Below are 19,044 nucleotides of genomic sequence, written 5' to 3'. Positions count from 1 at the left end.
TAAAAACAAATATACATTTTTGTTCGTTGTTGTTGTCGTTGTTTTACAAATATGCGATAGGAAATTGATGGCTCTTTTTAATTGCTGTTAAGTTTGAAATTCTGCAGTCTTATGCATTTTTGAATGTTGTCAATCCCATTTGTGTTTTTGCTATCCACTTTTTATAAATGATTTCGGTCGCTGTTTTGATTGTAATAGCAAAGTAAAATTTGTTTTGAAAGGTATCGTAAAAGTTTTGGTTAGCTTCTGCTTTTAGATTGTAATCAATATTATATTCGCAAGTATATCTGTGATTTGTTGATGTATCCTACATTCTCTTGTACGGATAGGAATAACTCTATGTAGTTGCTTTGTGAAATAACCCTTTTCGAAAATAGTTGTTATTTTTGTTTGGTAAGCTAAATAGTTTCATCTTGAATATAAGCTTCAATCTTTGCAGATCCGTCAAGTATGGTATATGGATGAAATCATTCTTATTTGTTCTTAATTCACTCTCGATTGTTTGTTTTAAACTTATTGTTTTTAAAGAGTACTAGATTAAAGTTTCTAATCTTCTAGTTTAGATAGATAGGCAATTATAATTGAAATTGTGTTTATTTCAAGAAAGGATACTATGAATGTAAATTAACAAATACATTATAGTTCTTACAATACCCGTTTTTAGTGATATTTCAGCTAATTTAGGTTACATTTTTTTGATCACATAAGTAACGATTCCCCATATAATTAATTCATTTTCTTCGGTGACTTTGATCGGGGCGTAGTTTTCGTTTTCGGGCATGAGATACAAACAGTCTTTTTCGAGTAAAATGCGTTTTACGGTAAACTCTCCATCAATAAAACAAATCGCTATTTTATTGTTTTGAGGTTCTAAACTCCGATCTACTACGAGGACGTCTTTATCATTTATACCAGCATCAATCATGGAATTTCCTTTTACTTTTATGTAAAATGTAGCCAACGGATTTTCGGTTAACTCTTTGTTAAGGTCAATGTTGTTTTCCATGAAATCAGCTGCCGGCGAAGGAAACCCTGCTGAAACGCCATCAGGAATAAAAGGAATTTTTAGTTCGCTGTCAAAATCAGGACGAAAAAAAGTGAGTTTTTGTTCTTTCATTACAGGCAGTTTATTTCTAGAATATCTTTAAAGCTGGTTGTATATTTAGGTGACAAATGATTTTGTCTCATGTTCCAGGTTAAATTTAAATTTTGTGAAGCAAGTTTTACTTTAGTATCTCCAGCCTTTTTATTGATTTTGTCCATTGCTTTCATGATAGCAAGGTGTTTTGGATTTTCATCCTCAAATAACTGAAACTGTTTTTTATTTTCATCAATAATTCCAGTTACAATAACGCCTGCTTTTTTAAATTTCATTTGTTCGTTACCTTGATGTAACTTTTTTAAAATTGTAATTGCTGTATTTGCAATTGTTAATGTGGAGTTAGTTGCAAAGGGCAAAGTAACGGCCATATTAAAATAATATTTTGAAGTTTCTATGCTGTGTTTGTCAATTACGAGCATTACAATTATAGTTTGACAGCAGGATTTTTGATTGCGTAATTTCTCTGCACACACTGCTGCAAAAGTAGCTACACGTTCTCGGAGTAAATCATAATCGGCTATTTGTTTAGGAAAACTACGTGTTGTAGAAATACTTTTTTTCTGCTCCGTATCTGGTTCTAAATCCATGACTGATTTGCCCTCAAGTTCATATTTAAGTCGCATGCCTACAATACCTAATTCTTTTTTTATCCAAGCTTCGTGCTGTGGTAATGTAAAATCTAATGCAGTGTTTATTTTGCGAAGTTTCGCTTTTTTGGCAGTTTGGTAGCCAATGCCCCAAACATCTTCAATTTGGGTCCATTTGAGTGCTTTAAGTCTTTTTTCATTGGTATCTATAACGTAAGCTCCGCAAGTTCTATCCTGGAATTTTTTGGCTATTCTATTAGCAAGTTTAGCTAATACTTTCGTTTCAGCAAAGCCAACGCAAACTGGGATGCCTACCCATTTTTGAATCTTTTTCTTGATTTGGATTCCGTACTGCTGGTAGTTGCTAATTTGCATTCCGTCAAAATTCAGGAAAGCTTCATCAATGCTGTAAATTTCTACGTTAGGGGTGAAGTGGGCTAGAATCCCCATCACGCGATTGCTGAGATCGCCATAAAGAGGGTAATTCGAGGAAAATAATTTTACATTTTGCTCTCTAACTAAATCTTTGATTTGAAACGCAGGTGCTCCCATTGCGATTCCCGCAGCTTTTGCTTCATTGCTTCTAGAAATTACGCAACCGTCATTGTTTGATAATATGGCGACAGCTTTGCCGTTGTATTCCGGTTGGAAAACACGTTCACAGGAAGCATAAAAATTGTTACAATCGACTAAAGCATACATACTGCAAAATTACACAATACTCGATAATAGGTGATGGGCTGAATTGTTAATTTTAGGGATTGTTGATAAGTAGTTTTTTAGAATTGGTTTTTGTTTGGGATGTTATATTGTTTATTTAGAGTTTAAAAGTATTGTTTTACCCTAAATAGGAACGGAGTTCTTGTCTATATTGGGAAGCACTTTTTCCCGTAAAATCTTTAAACGATTTATTAAAGTGGCCAAAATTATTGAAACCACTCTCAAAAGATATTTCAGAGATACTAACTTGTTTTTCGGCTAATAGTTTTGATGCGTGAACCAACCGATAATCATTAACGAATTTTGTAAATGTTTTATTGGTTATCTTTTTAAAATACCTGCAAAAAGAAGGTACTGTCATTGCGACTAGTTGTGCTATTTCTTCAAGGGTTATGTTTTCTTGAAAATGATCTTTTACATAATTATACACGACGTTCATTCGGTCGTTGTCTTGCATTTGCATTTCCATGGAATGACCTTCTGCGTTTAAGATCGTACTGTCTTTAGATAATTCTAATTCGTTTAAAATAGACAACATGCTCAATAGGCGTTCTAGTTGTGTTTGCTCACTTAATGCTTCAATTCGTTTTCCTAGTATTTTTTTAGTTTCTCCTGTGAATGAAATTCCTTGTTTGGCTTGACTGAACAGGTTTTTAATATTGTTCATCTCTGATAAGTCAAAAAAAGTATTTCCTAAAAAGTCTGGTTTCATTTGTATCACGGTTTCTTTTTTGTTTCCTGTAGCTTCATCGGTAAATCCACAATGCGGTAAATTACTACCTATAAGTATTAAATCACCATCATTATAATAGGAGACATGACTACCTACTTGTCGCTTGCCTGAACCTCCATTAATGTAAACTAATTCTATTTCAGGATGGTAATGCCAATGTTTTGTGTGTGCGTTAGTTTTCTCTTCATGATTAGAGATAGAAAATGAGCTTCCAAATGAGGGAATTATGATTTCTAAGTTGGGCACTAAAGGTCTCATATTCTAAGTTATTTTTTATTTATGCAAATTTAATGTTTATTGCGAATTTATCACGTTTTTTAACCTTTATCGATTTCGTAAAAGGTAAAATAACGTATAATCATGAAAACTCTGCATTATATTCAATGAAATTGATGCCGTAGATTTGTAATAGTTAAAAGGATTATAAATCTAAAAACTCAAATTATGAAAAAGATTTTAAAATTTAGTTTGGTATTAGTAGCGCTGTTATCAGCTTTGAACGTAAGTGCTTTAGAAAATGAATTTTCTTTAGATGTAAAAAAAGGACAGGGAAAAACAGTTAATTTTGCTCTTTATGAAGCAAATAAAGTGGTGTTGTCTATTTATGATTTAGACCATAAATTGATTCATAAGGAAAATGTGATTTCAACGGGAAGTATTAATAGAACTTATGATTTAAAAGCATTGCCAGAGGGTACTTACTTTTTATTTGCAGAATCAGATGCGAAAATTGCTAAATATGAAATTTCGGTTGTGGGAGAAACAGCAGTTCTTGCTGCAAAACCAGTTACAGAAGTTTATAAACCAGTTTTAATTAATAAAGAAGGTGTTGTTTGTTTTAGTATTTCTAATGCGAGTAAAGCTCCTGTAAGTGTTGAGATTTATAATGAATCTGAGGATTTAGTGTATTCAAGTTCTTTTGTAGACAAGCAAAATATTCAACAATATTATGATATTAAAAGTTTGCCTTTTGAAAACTATACATTCATCATGAGTTACGATAATGATAAGGTTTTTGAAAAAACGGTTTCGGCTAAATAATCAATTATAAGTTTAAATTAAAACAGCTCTATTCAATAGAGCTGTTTTTTTATATAACATTTTGTAAAATAATACTATTACATATTAATTGCAGCCATCTATACCGCAGCTATCACCTTCTCCAGTATTTAGGACCGTTAATTTTGGTCCAAAGTCACCTTCTTCCCATACTTTTTCTAATGTTTTTACAAAAGTCTCTACGTGTTGTGCACCTGATACGGCGTATTTATTATCGAATACAAAAAAGGGAACACCTTGCACACCTATTTTTTGTGCCATTTCAATGTCGGCATGGACCTCTTTTGCGTAAGCATCAGATTCTAGTACAGCGTCAATTTCATCAGCTTTTAAACCAACTTCAAGACCAAGGGCTTTTAATGTAGTGGTATCGTTTACGTTTTTACCATCAGTGAGATAAGCTTTAAATAATAATTCTTCCATCTCGTTAGATAAATTATTTTTTTTAGCTAGGTGCAATAAACGGTGTGCATTAAATGAGTTGGCCATTATCGCTTTGTCAAAATGAAAGTCTAGACCAGCATTTTTAGCATTTTGAGTCATACTGTCCATCATTTCTTGCGCCCAGTTAACATCTTTCCTGTATTTTTCAGCTAAATGTTCTGCCATATTATCATCATCAGAGGCAACGAAATTTGAATCTAATTGAAAACTTTTCCATTCAATTTCTACTTGATCTTTGTGATTGAATTCAGCAAGCGCTCCTTCAATTCTTCTTTTTCCTATATAGCAATAAGGACACATAATGTCCGACCAGATTTGTATTTTAAGTGTATTTTCCATCTTCATGTAGTTTTAATTAATTACTTCAAAAATTTGTATATACAAATGTATTCAAAATAATTTAAACCAAAAATACCTTTAAGTTTTTATTGGCATACGCCAAGTGAAGTGTGGATTAGGCTAAGACTTAGAAAAGTAAGCTTTTATAAATTTGTGCTGTTCAGTAGGAGTCATTTTATCGGTGTTTTTGATTTCTACTTTTACTTTTAAAAAATGCTCGTCTTCACTTAATACATCAAATAATTCCACTTTTGCATTAGTCGGACCAAAGAGTATGATTTTATTATAGCTCCTTATCTCATTTGCTATTTGGTTGTAATACGTAAACAAAAGCTTTTTTTTTGTCGCCATCATTGCCTCGAATGTTGTTGCGCTATTTATTTTTTCTTCGGCATCTGATTCAACGGTTATTATTTCGAAAGGATTAGTCGTAAATTCCATTAGATAAGCCATAGAATGATCCATCCATATCCCTAGTTTTCTTGAAGCTTTCATTTTGTGTTTTTTAGTAATAGAGCTTAAAGATCAGTATTTTACGAATGTTTTTTAGCTAATAAAAGTTGATTTAAGGTTTTGTGAAGACGGATGGTTAGAATTGATCGATGAATGATCTTAAACAAAAAACCCATCAAATAGTTTGATGGGTTTTATGCAATATAAGTTTTAATCTTTTTTAGGAAAGTAAATCCATTACTAAGGATGGAAACAAACCTAAAGCAATGTTTAAAACGATAGCAATTACTGCAACGGCATAAATAACTGCTGGCGTTGCTGTTCTAGTCTCGTTAGGCTCTTTAGTATACATGGCTACAATTAGTTTGAAGTAGTACCCAACACTGATGATTGAGTTGATTACAGCTACTATTACGAGTGTTAAATAACCTGCTTGTATTGTTTGTGTAAATAAGAATAATTTTGCAAAGAATCCTGAGAAAATAGGAATACCTGCCATAGATAATAATGCTGCTGTAAGTATAGCAGCTAATAGCGGGTTTGTTTTTCCTAATCCATGGAAATTGGTCATGTCTTCATTTTCGTTATTCTTACATACATATAAAATAACACTGAAGGCTGCAATACCTGCTAGAGCATAAGCAGATGTGTAATATAATAAAGTTCCTGCTGAATTTGCAGTACTTAATAAAGTCATTAACATGAATCCAGCGTGTGAAATCCCTGAGTAGGCAAGCATGCGTTTTACATTTACTTGGCGCAAAGCCATTATGTTTCCTACTGTCATAGAAGCCATAGAAACGATTACAATTACTAATTGAAACCCTTCAGATAAATCAGCGTTCATGATAGTAACTAGTTTGTATAATGTTGCAATTGCAGTAACTTTTGCTAATGTACTCATTAAGGCCGTAGTCAATGCAGGCGAACCTTCATAAACATCTGGTGCCCAAAAATGGAATGGTACAGCAGCGATTTTAAATAACATTCCAATGAATATTAATACAATTCCTATTGGAAACCAAATTGGTAATTCGGCTGAGCGTGATAATTCACTGATTTCAAGAACATCAAAACTTCCCATTGCTCCATATATTAAGCAAATTCCAAAAAGGATAATTCCAGAGGCAAATGACCCCATAAGGAAATACTTTAATCCTGCTTCGTTACTTTTTATACTTAAACGGTTGCTTGACGCCAAAACGTAAAGTGCGATAGATAAAACCTCAATCCCTAAAAAGAACATGGCTAAGTTTCCAAAAGAAACCATCGCTACAGCTCCTGCAAGTAGAAAGATTTTGATGGCAATAAAGTCGGATATTTTAGATTGAATATTTTGATAAAATTTATGACCAAGAGTTACTAAAAAAATAGTCAAGATGATAAATAACCCAGAGAAAGCAGCCGAAAACTTGCTCACAACAATCATGTTGTTGTAATATGCTTGCGGTGAATTAAATTCAGTTATATCAAGTCCAAGTATTGCCAGTAAACCAATTACAGTTACTGGAATAATCGCTTTTCTTAAGTCGAAGATTTCAAATAAAAGGCATAAAACACCTAATCCTATTATAGCTATTAATGTATACATTTTTTTTATTTGACTAGTTAATTCTATTAATTTGAGTAATGATATTTTCTAAACTTGGTGTAATCAAGTCGGTAATAGGTTTTGGATACATCCCAAAAAAGAATAATACTGCAACGATAATCACTAAGGTTGCTCCTTCATTGAAAGTAACATCAGCGAATGGTTTTGCATTTGTTTCACCTAGCATCACGTGTTGGTACATTTTCAACATATAGTAAGCGCCTAAAATAATTGTTGTTCCACCCAATATGGCAAACCAAATGTTTATTTGAGAAAGGCTATATAAAACCGTGAACTCTCCAATAAAGTTAAAAGTAGTTGGCAATGCTACAGAAGCTAATACTAATATCATAAATAAAGAAGCAAATTTAATTGCTTGAGAACGTATTCCGCCCATTTCTGCAATTACTCTCGTTTCATATCTTCTATAAATAATTTCTGCAATAAAGAACAATCCAACAACTACAAATCCGTGCGCAATCATTTGTAGAACAGCGCCTCTTAAGCCATCAATTGTCAATGTATATGTTCCAGCAGCAATTAACCCAACGTGAGCTAATGAAGAATACGCTAATAATTTTTTCAAGTCTTTTTGTCTCAATGCAACGATAGATCCGTAGATAACACCTGCAATCCCTAAGGCAATAAAAATATCCATATATTCTTTTGCTGCTAGTGGAGCAATAGGCAACTGCCAACGAATGATACTGTATAATCCCATTTTCAACATAATTCCAGACAGTAACATTGTTCCTACTGTAGGTGATTTTTGGTAAACGTTAGCTTGCCAAGTGTGGAAAGGGATAATTGGAATTTTAATTGCGTATGCTAAGAAAAATGCTAAGAATATCCACAGCTGTTCTGTTGCTGATAAGTCTAATTTATATAAATCTTGAATCAAGAAGCTTCCTGCTTTTTGGTACAAATAAATAAATGCAACAAGCATAAATAAGGAACCTGCTAAAGTGAAGATAAAGAATTTTATAACCGCTTTTTTACGTTCTTCTAGGTCTCCATTACCCCAAATTAAAGCGATAAAGTAGATTGGGATTAATGCTAATTCCCAGAATATGTAGTATAAAAGTCCGTCTGCAGCTAAGAAAGTACCGCACATTGCAAAAGCCATAAATAGGATCAAAGCATAAAAAGCTTTGGCATTTTTATAATCATTTGCAAATGAAGAATAAATAATAACTGGAGTCAATGCTGTTGTCAATAATAGCATAGCAATTGCTAAACCATCTGCTTGTAAAGCAAACGAAATATTAGGTTGATTAATCCATTGGCTTATAAAGCTAATGTCTTGATTAAGGTTGAAATGATTTAACAATACAATAGAACATCCTAAAGATGCAAGACTGAAGAGCAATGCTACTTTTGAAGCTAATTTATCACCAGCTAAATAAGTTGCAAATGCGCCAACTAAAAGTATAATTAATATTAGAGATACATTCATGGTATAAAATTATTGAGCTAAAAATAAATAAGTTATTATGGCGCAAAGACCAATTACAAAAGCAAAAAGGTAAAACCCAATACTACCACTTTGTAATTTTTTTCCTTGGTAACCTAATTCATTGGTTACTTTTTCTAAACCAAAAAACACGGAAGATAAAGTAGTTTCTACATAATCTCTGAAGAATTTTGATAACCTATTAATAGAGTTTACAAATACTACATTGTAAATTTCGTCTACGTAATATTTATTGTAAAGTACTTTAGAGAATCCTGTTATTTCAGCATCTTCTGCAGGAACTTGATTCTGTTTGATGTATTTGGCGTAAGCAACCCCTATTCCTACAAATCCTGCGATAACAGCAATCGCCATTAAAGAATATTCTGTAGTTCCAAAATGGTGTGCTTCGTGTTCTGCTTTCGAAAATAAAGGAGATAAATACCCATTTAACCAGCTATTTGTTGGTAAACTAATTAAACCACCTACTGTTGCTAAAATTGCTAAAACAATTAATGGGAAGGTAATCAAGGCTGGACTTTCATGCAAATGACTTTTTTGTTCAGCAGTACCTCTAAATTCTTTGAAGAAGGTAAGGTATAATAAACGGAACATGTAAAAAGCAGTTAACAATGAAGCTAATGAGGCTATAAACCATAATACTTTGTTGTGCTCAAATGCTACCATTAATATTTCATCTTTAGAGAAAAACCCTGAAAAAGGAGGGATCCCTGATATCGCTAATGAAGAAAGTAAGAAAGCAACAAAGGTTATTCCCATTACTTTTTTCAAACCACCCATTTTACGCATGTCCTGTTCTCCGTGTAGTGCGTGAATAACTGATCCTGATCCTAAGAACAAACAAGCTTTAAAGAAAGCATGTGTAATTACATGAAAAACGGCTACTTCATAAGCACCTAGACCCAATGCTAAAAACATTAATCCTAATTGCGAAACAGTAGAGTAGGCCAGTACTTTTTTAATGTCAGTTTGAACCAAGGCAATTGTTGCGGCTACAAGTGAAGTAACAGCACCCACAATAGCAATAATATTTTGAACGTCTGGAGCTAAATCAAAAACAAAATTTAATCTAGTAATCATAAAAATACCTGCAGTTACCATTGTCGCAGCATGTATTAATGCTGATACTGGTGTAGGTCCTGCCATTGCATCCGGTAACCATGTGTATAACGGAATCTGTGCTGATTTACCACAGGCTCCTATAAATAAACAGAAAGCCGCAAGTGATAGTAAACTAATGTCTAAGTTAGCTGATCCTGCGATTGCTGTTTTTAATGTTGCGTAATCTAAAGTAGAGAACATAGAACCCAAGATGAAAATCCCGATTAATAATCCTAAATCCCCAATACGGTTCATGATAAAAGCTTTTTTTGCCGCATCATTAAAATCTTGGTTTTTATGCCAAAACCCAATAAGTAAGTAAGAGCAAAGTCCAACACCTTCCCAACCAATGAACAATACTAATAAGTTACTACCTATTACAAGCGTTACCATAAAAAAGATAAACAAGTTGAGGTAAGCAAAAAACTTAGCCATATTCTCGTCATCATGCATGTAGCTAATCGAGTAGATATGAATTAAAGAACCAATTCCAGTTACAAAAAGCAACCAAAGAATTGATAATTGATCTAATAGAAATCCAAAGTCGACCTTGAAATTACTAATTTGTATCCAATCAAATAACTGAATTTGGATGGGCTCTTTAGAAGTAGATATTTGTCCAAAAAAGTATAAAGTAACAGCAAAGGAAACCACAACAGTAAGTGTTCCAATAACTCCTGAAGCTGTCTTTCCGATACTTTTTCCAAAGAAAATATTAAATAGAAACCCTAAAAAAGGAGCTAATAATAAGAGTAAAGCTAAATTCGTATTCATTATAGTTTATCCTTTTAAGTTTTTTAAATTATTGATATCAATCGAACCTAAGTTTCTAAATATCGAAACGAGTATGGCAAGACCTACAGCAACCTCGGCAGCAGCCACAGCCATGGAGAAAAACACAAAAACTTGTCCTTGTGCATCTTGATGGTATGTTGAGAAAGCCACAAATAATAGGTTGACTGCATTCAACATAATCTCGATTGACATAAATACGATGATAGCATTTCGTCTGTATAGCACTCCAAAAACTCCAATACAAAAAAGTATTACAGATAGGAAAATGTAGTTCTCGATGCCTATTTCATTTAAAATATTATTCATTTTATTTCTCTGTTTTTTCTTTTTTAGACAATAGAACAGTTCCAATCATTGCAACTAATAATAATATAGAAGCAAATTCAAACGGAACCATATATTCATTCAATAATACCTTTCCTAAAACTTTGATCGATTGGTAATCATCACCAGTGGTGATATATTCTCCTACAATAGGTTTTGAATTAATGAAAACTAATATCAAAACTACACAAATTAATCCAAAAGAAACAATCGCTCCTAAACGGGTAATTCTAGGTTTATGTACCTCGTTTTCTTTATTTAAATTCATTAACATGATGGTAAATAAGAACAAAATCATAATCGCTCCCGAGTATACTATCACATGTACAAGCGCTAAAAATTGCGCATTTAATAACAAATAATGTCCTGCAATCGAGAAAAAACAAATCACTAGCCATAAAGCACTGTGTATTGGATTTCTACTAAAAATAGCCAAAAATGCCGTTGCTAATGTAATAGCAGCTAAAACTGAAAATATAATAAGTACTGTAGACATTAGTTCGCGTTTTTAAGTTGTGCATTTTTCATTGCGATATCCAAAGGCATTACCAACCTGTCTTTTCCAAAAATAAAATCTTCTCTTTCATAACTAGAAGGAACCAATACTTTTGACGTTGTCAAGTAAACTGCATCTTTAGGACAAGCCTCTTCACACAATCCACAAAAAATACAACGTAACATATTAATTTCATATATAGAAGCATATTTCTCTTCTCTATAAAGGTGTTTCTCATCAGGTTTGCGTTCTTCAGCTTTCATAGTAATCGCTTCCGCAGGACAAGACAAAGCACAAAGTCCACAAGCCGTACAGTTTTCTCTACCTTGCTCATCACGTTTTAACTGGTGTTGACCACGATAAACCGGACTCATTTCACGAACCTGTTCTGGGTACTGAATCGTTACTTTTCTACTAAATAAATGTTTTATTGTAATCATCAAACCCTTGACAATTGCAATAAGATACATGCGCTCCCAAAAAGTCATCTCTTTATTAGAGACTAATTTTTTTCTTCCCGATAAGGATATGGTTTCTATTGACATTTTTTTATTTTTATTTGAAGCTTATTCCTGCTATCCGTTATAATCTTTTAGTTTTTAAAGAAAAAACTAAAAGGATTTTCACTGCTATCAGGGCTAGTACGTTTTTAACTATTGATTAAACTATTCTTTTCAAGATTAAAATCCTAAGTAAATAGCTATTTCAGCTCTCAAAATTACAATTCCAGTAATGATAATATTGATAATTGATAACGGAATCAAAATACGCCATCCCAAGTGCATTAATTGATCATATCTAAATCTTGGAATAGTCCATCTTACCCACATGTAGAAAAATATAAATCCACATATTTTAGCAAATAAAACTGCAATCCCAATTACATTAGCAATATTTACGCCCCAGTTTTCTACAGCCCAAGCCATTCCAGGATAGTTATAACCACCAAAGAATAATACAGCAAGAATTGTTGATGATATAAACATATTTGCATATTCAGCAAATAAGTAAAAACCCATTTTCATCGAAGAATATTCTGTATGATATCCTCCAATAAGTTCGGTTTCACATTCCGCTAAATCAAATGGTGTTCTGTTTGTTTCTGCAAAAGCACAAATCAAGAAAATTAAGAAGGAAAGCGGTTGGTAAAAAACATTCCAATGCATTCCCGGTTGTTGTGCTGATATTTCTCTTAAACTTAAAGTACCCGTCATCATTAACAAAGCAATTAATGACAATCCCATTGCTACCTCATAAGATACCATTTGTGATGCGGCACGAATAGCACCTATCAAAGAAAACTTATTATTAGAAGCCCATCCACCAATCATGATACCGTAAACTCCTATCGATATAACTCCAATAACGTATAACAAAGCCACATCAATATCTGTAGCTTGTAGTATGATGTCTCTTCCAAAAAGATGAAAATGATCTCCCCAAGGAATAACTGCACTGGTCATTAAAGCCGTACTCATGGCAACTGCTGGTCCTACGAAAAATAAAAATCGGTTAGGAGTGTCTGGTTCGAATTCCTCTTTCGAGAATAATTTTAAACCATCTGCAAGCGGTTGTAGTATTCCACCTTTACCTGCTCTGTTAGGACCTATACGGTCTTGTAACCAAGCAGCAACTTTACGCTCAGCAAGCGTAGAGTACATGGCCATTACCATCGTAATTGCAAAAACAACTAAGATGATGATACTTTTTTCGATTATAATTGTACTATCCATGGTCTAAAGATTACCTTTTTTAAAAACTTCTTCTTGCTCTTCATCCAATGGGATAGCCGGCATGCTTATTTTTTTACGGTCTTGTTCTCTACCTTTAAGAATTCCTTCTTCGGTTGCAATATGTACAGTATCTAATTTTTGTGTATAGTTGTTTTGATTGATAACCGAATCTTTATCAAATTCTCTTGGTCCTTCAATAACCCAGTCAGCTGGGTCTTTGTGGTCAAAACGACATTCGTTACAAATGAACTCTTCTACTTCGTGATAGACATCTTTGCGACCTGTAACTCTTTGAATTTCGTCTCCAAACATCCATACTGTTGTTTTACCGCAACATCCTGGAGTAGTACATTCTCTATGTGCATTGTACGGTTTGTTGAACCAAACTCTTGATTTAAAACGGAAGGTTTTATCAGTTAATGCTCCTACTGGACATACGTCAATCATATTTCCTGAAAACTCATTGTCTACCGCTTTAGAAATACAAGTAGAAATATTTGAATGATCTCCTCTATCCATTACTCCGTGTACGCGCTCATCAGTTAATTGATCAGCAACCATTACACAGCGGTAACATAAAATACAACGGTTCATGTGCAATTGAATATTTGGACCAATATTTTCGGGTTCAAATGTTCGTTTTTCTTCAATAAAACGTGTTTTGGATTTTCCATGCTCGAAGCTCAAATCTTGCAAGTCACATTCTCCTGCTTGATCACAAACTGGGCAGTCTAATGGGTGGTTGATTAATAAAAATTCAGTTACAGATTGTCTTGCTTCTCTTACTCTTTCTGAAGATTTGCTATTCACTTCCATACCGTCCATGCATCCTGTTACACAAGAAGCCATTAATTTTGGCATTGGTCTAGGATCAGCCTCACTACCTTTAGCTACTTCAACAAGGCAACAACGACATTTACCACCACTACCTTTTAATTTAGAGTAATAACACATTGCTGGTGGAACTGATTCACCACCTATCATACGTGCTGCTTGCAGGATAGTTGTTCCTGGTTCTACTTCTATGCTTTGACCGTCTATTGTTACTTTCATTTATTTTTTTGTTTAAATGTTTGTTGCTTATCGTCTAATTTATTAGAACTGTTCGATAAAACTTTAAACATTGAACTTTAAACTATATTAAACTGTTTGTTTTGTTACTAAGTGCTTTACGTTTGCAAATGGTTCTTCAACAAAGTGATTTCTATTTTTTATTTTTTCGGGGAAACGAACATGGTACTCAAATTCATCTCTAAAGTGACGAATAGCTGCTGCTACTGGCCATGAAGCCGCATCTCCAAGGGGGCAAATCGTGTTTCCTTCAATTTTACTTTGAATGCTCCAAAGTAAATCAATGTCTTCTTCACGACCTTGACCGTTTTCAATACGCCACAATACTTTTTCTAACCAGCCTGTTCCCTCACGACATGGTGAGCATTGTCCACAACTTTCATGGTGGTAAAAACGGGAGAAATTCCATGTATTTCTAACAATACACGAAGTGTCATTATAAACGATGAATCCTCCAGATCCTAACATAGATCCAGTTGCAAATCCACCATCACTTAAAGATTCATAAGTCATTAAACGATCTTCACCATTTGCTGTTTTGTAAATCAAATCTGCAGGTAAAATGGGTACAGATGAACCTCCAGGTACTAAAGCTTTCAAAGGTCTGTCAGAACTCATTCCGCCAAGATACTCGTCAGAATTCATGAATTCATATACACTTAGCCCCAATTCAATTTCGTATACACCGGGATTTTTAACATGGCCTGAAGCTGAAATTAATTTGGTTCCTGTAGATCTTCCAATTCCTATTTTGGCATAGTCATCACCTGAATTGTTTACAATCCAAGGCACTGAAGCGATAGTTTCTACATTATTAACCACTGTAGGGTTAGCCCACAATCCAGATACTGCTGGAAATGGTGGCTTAATACGAGGATTCCCTCTTTTTCCTTCTAATGATTCAATCAATGCAGTCTCTTCACCACAAATGTAAGCACCAGCACCACAGTGAACATAAAGTTCTAAGTCGTAACCTGTACCTAATATATTTTTTCCTAACCAACCAGCAGCTTTCGCTTCGGCGATGGCTCTTTCTAATATTTTATAAACCCACATGTACTCTCCACGAATGTAGATGTACGATAGGTTTGCACCCAATGCAAAACTGGAAGTAATCATTCCTTCGATCAATAAATGAGGAATAAATTCCATCAAATAACGGTCTTTGAAAGTTCCAGGTTCAGACTCATCGGCATTACAAACTAAATGTCTTGGTTTTCCTGATTTTTTATCAATAAAACTCCATTTCATTCCAGCAGGGAAACCAGCACCACCACGACCGCGAAGTCCTGATTTTTTTACTTCTTCAACAACTTCGTCAGGAGTCATTATTTTCATTGCTTTTACTACAGAATCGTATCCACCTTCTTTACGATATACTTCGTAAGATCTTATTCCGGGTACGTTTATTTTGTCTAATAATATTTTTTTTGACATATTATATTAAATGTTTGTCTAAAAATGTTTTTAATTTTAAAATGTAAGGATTCTCTAAATCCCTAATATCCCATAAATCTTCGTCTTGAAAATCTCTATTTCTGTCCGAACAGTTATCTTTCTGATTCAAACATTCTAAATAACTATATATTTTAGATTTTTTGGCTGGAATAGTTAATGTATTGTCTTTTGATAAACAATTTTCAAAATCATTCCAACATTCAAAAATCTGAGAATGTTTTTTATTAATTACATTTTCTAATAAATTTTCTATTGTACCTGTATCTTGATGATTGGGCAATACAAAAATATCATATTTTGTCCAATTCCAGGCTGTCATTAAATCTTTTACAAATTTAATTGTCGCTTCAAAACCTGGTTTTTCTATTACTTTGTCATCATCTGCATCTAAAAAAATCAAAGACGTAAATTCTGATAAAATCTCTGTTATTTGTGGTTTTTGAATTTTTAATTTATTCCAAGAACCTAAATTGTGTATCGGTTTGTTGTCGTTTAATTCTTTATCCGAAATGGCAATGTCGTAATGAACTTTTAAAAAATCTCTCAAAAACCGCTGATCGGAAACACCTTCGCAAAATATTCTAATAGGTAAATCCATTAGCGTTCTTCGGTATTTGATTCAACCATATACTCAATATATTCTTCCTTTAAACAGATTGCTTTAATGCTTTTGTCTTTGTTTTCTTGTAAACGAATCAATCTAATGTCCCTTTCGTTTAATTCTTTTGATGCTTCCGAATAAGCTTCAATACATTCTTGCGAATGTGTCGTTGCAAATAATTGAACATCCAACTCTTTGCAAACCTTCATTATATTTACCCAGAAATCTTTCATTTTAGAATGATGAATTCCGATTTCAAATTCATCAATCAAGATTCTTTTTCCTTTTAAGGATAATGCTTTTAACACGATGTAAAATATTCTTTTGAAACCGTCACCAAGAAAATTCAAAGGAACAAATTCGTCTTTGTCTTCAAAACTGATTAAAAACACTGATTTTAAATCATTGTAATTCTCTCTCAATTCAATATCAACAATATTTGAATTAACTACTTTTAAAACATCAATTAAAATTTTTTTCTCTCTTTTCGTTTTTAAATTTTCATATATCCCTCTTGATTCTTCTTCTAAGGGCGTGTCGTTAAAACTTATTAATGGAAAATTTAATATATTTTCATCGTAATCATAAATGGAGAAAAAATGCCCCTTCCTATTAGCAGAAATAAACACACCATATTTTGCATATTCAGATAATGAAAAATTAAAACCTTTTATATTGTACGAATCTTTTATATCTTCTTTTTCAGACTTTAAACCTACTTTGTTTTCTGTGGGTTTAACATTGTTATAATCTGGAAGATTTTTAGGTCTAGTTAAAAAAGAGGCTAATTCGAAATCATCAATAATTGAAATTTCTGTAAATTGATTTTTTCTATCAAAAATTTTGACTTTATTTTCAAATTTGCCAAAAACATATTCTTTAAAATAATTTTCTTTTGGATATACTGTTTCAGTTGTTGATATACCATTAATTTCTCTTGTGATTTTTTCAATTTGAAATTTCAATCCTCTTTTTGTTAATGCTAAATAAAAATTATTCAATAATTGTTGACTATCTTCATCAAACAACAACGCCTCCAACAAACAGGTTTTACCAACATTATTATCACCAACAATCAAATTAAATTGTCCAATATCATTTACCTCAAGAGAGTCAAACTTCTTAAAATTTTCGATTTTGAAATATGTTAAATGATTGTTTTTCACTTTTATTTATCGTGTAATATTATTTTATTATCTCTACAATCAGTGATTAATTGATCAATTTTATCTTCAGTAAGGTTTTCTTTGTAAAAATCACCCAACTGTAACATTGGTGCATATCCACAAGCTCCTAAACATTCTACTCCGCGAACTTCAAAAAGTCCATCTGCAGTTGTTTCGCCTATTTTAACGCCAAGTTTTTCACAAGTGTAATCCATTAAATCTTCGGTACCTTTTAAGCAACATGGTGAAGTTTGACAAAACTCAAACATGTATTTCCCAATAGGTCTTTGATTAAACATGGTATAAAAAGAAACTACTTCATATACTTCAACAGGTAAAATATGTAAAATCTCAGCTACTTTGTCCATTAATTCAAAACTCAACCAATTCTCGTGGGCATCTTGAACTTCATGCAATACAGGAAGTAAAGCCGATTTTCTTTTGTCTTCTGGGTAATGACTGATTAATTCATTGATGCGAGTCATCAATGCTTCAGTCATGTTTATTTCTTGTTTGTAATGTGTACGTTCCATAATTTTTATGCGTCTAATTCTCCAGCAATTACATTTAAACTTGATAAAATAACAATCGCATCAGATAATAATGCGCCTTTTATCATTTCTGGGTAAGCTTGGTAATATATAAAGCAAGGTCTTCTAAAGTGAAGTCTATACGGGGTACGACTTCCATCAGTAACTAAGTAAAAACCTAATTCTCCGTTTCCTCCTTCTACAGGATGGTATATCTCTGCAACAGGTACAGGAACTTCTCCCATAACAATTTTGAAATGGTAGATTAACGATTCCATATTGGTGTAAACATCCTCTTTTGGAGGTAAGTAATAATCAGGAACATCAGCGTGAAATTCATTTCCTTCAGGCATTTTAGCTAATGCTTGACGAATGATGCTTAGGCTTTCCCAAACTTCGGCATTACGAACGCAAAAACGGTCGTAAGTGTCTCCAGATTTTCCGACAGGAACTATAAAATCAAAATCTTCGTAAGAACAGTATGGTTGTGCAACACGAACATCATAGTCAACTCCTGCAGCACGCAAGTTAGGACCTGTGAAACCGTAAGACATTGCTTTTTCGGCAGTTATTGCGCCTACATTTACTGTTCTGTCAATAAAAATTCTATTTCTTTCGAATAAGTTTTCAAATTCTTTCCAAGCAGCTGGGAAATCTTGTAAAAACACATCTAATTTTCTAAATGCTTCTGGAGACCAGTCTCTTTCAAAACCACCAATTCTTCCCATATTAGTGGTTAAACGAGCACCACAAATTTCTTCGTAGATTTCGTATACCTTTTCTCTAAATTGGAAAACGTATAAAAACCCTGTGTAAGCTCCAGTATCAACACCTAAGATAGAGTTACAAATAATATGATCAGTAATTCTCGCTAACTCCATGACAATAACTCTTAAATATTGAGCACGTTTAGGTACTTCTATATTTAATAATTTCTCTAAAGTCATCCACCATCCCATATTGTTAATAGGAGAGGAGCAGTAGTTCATACGGTCAGTAAGCGGTGTGATTTGGTAGAAAGGGCGGTTTTCAGCGATTTTTTCAAAAGCGCGATGAATGTAACCAATGGTTGGTTCAGCCTCTAAAATGCGTTCCCCATCCATCAACAAGATATTTTGAAAAATACCATGGGTAGCTGGGTGAGTAGGACCTAAATTCAAGATTGAAAGCTCGCTTCCATCTTCATTTAGCTTCTCTTTCATTATTTTAGCATAGCGATGCTCTGGTGGTAATAATAGTTCTGACATTTATAGAATGTGAAAAATTA

Annotated in this window: 20 protein-coding genes; 1 reads left to right on the top strand and 19 read right to left on the bottom strand. The window is 33.2% G+C overall.

The features are described from left to right. Window positions 1-109: 109 nt before the first annotated feature. From rhuM to ACVEGE_RS06070, 4 genes are all read right to left on the bottom strand, one after another. Window positions 110-268, bottom strand: a complete 159-nt coding sequence (rhuM, locus tag ACVEGE_RS06085) for a RhuM family protein (protein ID WP_173853852.1) — start codon at window positions 266-268, stop codon at window positions 110-112. A 417-nt stretch (window positions 269-685) separates the two neighbouring features. Further along, the gene (locus ACVEGE_RS06080) at window positions 686-1,117 is read right to left on the bottom strand and encodes a LexA family protein (RefSeq protein WP_173853812.1); all 432 of its coding nucleotides are present in this window, start codon (window positions 1,115-1,117) and stop codon (window positions 686-688) included. Further along, window positions 1,117-2,391 (bottom strand): Y-family DNA polymerase, encoded by a 1,275-nt coding sequence (locus tag ACVEGE_RS06075; RefSeq protein ID WP_192499684.1) that lies wholly within the window; start codon window positions 2,389-2,391, stop codon window positions 1,117-1,119. The genes ACVEGE_RS06080 and ACVEGE_RS06075 overlap by 1 nt, the downstream gene beginning before the upstream one ends. A 136-nt stretch (window positions 2,392-2,527) precedes the next feature. Further along, the gene (locus ACVEGE_RS06070; protein WP_173853810.1) at window positions 2,528-3,400 is read right to left on the bottom strand and encodes an AraC family transcriptional regulator; all 873 of its coding nucleotides are present in this window, start codon (window positions 3,398-3,400) and stop codon (window positions 2,528-2,530) included. Between the two features lie 186 nt (window positions 3,401-3,586). Between ACVEGE_RS06070 and ACVEGE_RS06065 the strand changes: the two genes are divergently transcribed. Continuing rightward, window positions 3,587-4,183: a hypothetical protein gene (locus tag ACVEGE_RS06065; RefSeq protein ID WP_192499685.1), complete on the top strand. Its 597-nt coding sequence runs from the start codon at window positions 3,587-3,589 to the stop codon at window positions 4,181-4,183. Between the two features lie 84 nt (window positions 4,184-4,267). Here ACVEGE_RS06065 and ACVEGE_RS06060 read toward each other — a convergent pair whose 3' ends face one another. The 15 genes from ACVEGE_RS06060 to ACVEGE_RS05990 all read right to left on the bottom strand — a co-directional run bounded on the left by ACVEGE_RS06060 (window position 4,268) and on the right by ACVEGE_RS05990 (window position 19,024). Further along, window positions 4,268-4,984 carry a DsbA family oxidoreductase gene (locus ACVEGE_RS06060; RefSeq protein WP_192499686.1) on the bottom strand — a complete coding sequence of 239 codons (717 nt, stop codon included), beginning with the start codon at window positions 4,982-4,984 and terminating at the stop codon, window positions 4,268-4,270. Window positions 4,985-5,104: 120 nt separating this feature from the next. Next, window positions 5,105-5,479, bottom strand: coding sequence for a hypothetical protein (locus ACVEGE_RS06055; RefSeq protein ID WP_192499687.1), 375 nt, complete (start codon window positions 5,477-5,479; stop codon window positions 5,105-5,107). 178 nt (window positions 5,480-5,657) lie between these two features. Continuing rightward, on the bottom strand, window positions 5,658-7,028 hold the full coding sequence (locus ACVEGE_RS06050; RefSeq protein ID WP_192499688.1) for an NADH-quinone oxidoreductase subunit N: 1,371 nt from the start codon (window positions 7,026-7,028) through the stop codon (window positions 5,658-5,660). A gap of 13 nt (window positions 7,029-7,041) precedes the next feature. Then, window positions 7,042-8,484 (bottom strand): complex I subunit 4 family protein, encoded by a 1,443-nt coding sequence (locus ACVEGE_RS06045; RefSeq protein ID WP_192499689.1) that lies wholly within the window; start codon window positions 8,482-8,484, stop codon window positions 7,042-7,044. Window positions 8,485-8,493: 9 nt separating this feature from the next. Next, window positions 8,494-10,377 carry an NADH-quinone oxidoreductase subunit L gene (gene nuoL, locus ACVEGE_RS06040; protein WP_192499690.1) on the bottom strand — a complete coding sequence of 628 codons (1,884 nt, stop codon included), beginning with the start codon at window positions 10,375-10,377 and terminating at the stop codon, window positions 8,494-8,496. A gap of 6 nt (window positions 10,378-10,383) precedes the next feature. After that, window positions 10,384-10,704, bottom strand: a complete 321-nt coding sequence (gene nuoK, locus ACVEGE_RS06035) for an NADH-quinone oxidoreductase subunit NuoK (protein ID WP_173853803.1) — start codon at window positions 10,702-10,704, stop codon at window positions 10,384-10,386. A gap of 1 nt (window position 10,705) precedes the next feature. After that, window positions 10,706-11,218: an NADH-quinone oxidoreductase subunit J family protein gene (locus tag ACVEGE_RS06030; RefSeq protein WP_173857311.1), complete on the bottom strand. Its 513-nt coding sequence runs from the start codon at window positions 11,216-11,218 to the stop codon at window positions 10,706-10,708. Then, window positions 11,218-11,763 (bottom strand): NuoI/complex I 23 kDa subunit family protein, encoded by a 546-nt coding sequence (locus ACVEGE_RS06025; protein WP_173853801.1) that lies wholly within the window; start codon window positions 11,761-11,763, stop codon window positions 11,218-11,220. The genes ACVEGE_RS06030 and ACVEGE_RS06025 overlap by 1 nt, the downstream gene beginning before the upstream one ends. Window positions 11,764-11,898: 135 nt before the next feature. Further along, window positions 11,899-12,951 (bottom strand): NADH-quinone oxidoreductase subunit NuoH, encoded by a 1,053-nt coding sequence (gene nuoH / locus ACVEGE_RS06020; protein WP_173857310.1) that lies wholly within the window; start codon window positions 12,949-12,951, stop codon window positions 11,899-11,901. A gap of 3 nt (window positions 12,952-12,954) precedes the next feature. Next, window positions 12,955-14,004, bottom strand: coding sequence for a 2Fe-2S iron-sulfur cluster-binding protein (locus ACVEGE_RS06015; RefSeq protein ID WP_173853799.1), 1,050 nt, complete (start codon window positions 14,002-14,004; stop codon window positions 12,955-12,957). Window positions 14,005-14,091: 87 nt separating this feature from the next. Next, complete coding sequence (nuoF, locus tag ACVEGE_RS06010) at window positions 14,092-15,459, bottom strand: NADH-quinone oxidoreductase subunit NuoF (RefSeq protein ID WP_173853798.1); 1,368 nt, start codon at window positions 15,457-15,459, stop codon at window positions 14,092-14,094. Window position 15,460: 1 nt separating this feature from the next. Further along, window positions 15,461-16,078: a DUF3226 domain-containing protein gene (locus tag ACVEGE_RS06005; protein WP_173853797.1), complete on the bottom strand. Its 618-nt coding sequence runs from the start codon at window positions 16,076-16,078 to the stop codon at window positions 15,461-15,463. Further along, the gene (locus ACVEGE_RS06000; RefSeq protein WP_192499691.1) at window positions 16,078-17,247 is read right to left on the bottom strand and encodes an AAA family ATPase; all 1,170 of its coding nucleotides are present in this window, start codon (window positions 17,245-17,247) and stop codon (window positions 16,078-16,080) included. The genes ACVEGE_RS06005 and ACVEGE_RS06000 overlap by 1 nt, the downstream gene beginning before the upstream one ends. A gap of 2 nt (window positions 17,248-17,249) precedes the next feature. Beyond that, window positions 17,250-17,780 (bottom strand): NADH-quinone oxidoreductase subunit NuoE family protein, encoded by a 531-nt coding sequence (locus ACVEGE_RS05995; protein WP_192499692.1) that lies wholly within the window; start codon window positions 17,778-17,780, stop codon window positions 17,250-17,252. Window positions 17,781-17,785: 5 nt separating this feature from the next. Beyond that, on the bottom strand, window positions 17,786-19,024 hold the full coding sequence (locus tag ACVEGE_RS05990) for an NADH-quinone oxidoreductase subunit D (RefSeq protein ID WP_192499693.1): 1,239 nt from the start codon (window positions 19,022-19,024) through the stop codon (window positions 17,786-17,788). Window positions 19,025-19,044: the final 20 nt, after the last annotated feature.

It is taken from the genome of Flavobacterium sp. PL002 (genome assembly GCF_054165825.1).
Note: the sequence above shows the minus strand (reverse complement) of the source record. Positions and strands in the feature narration are given on the sequence as shown.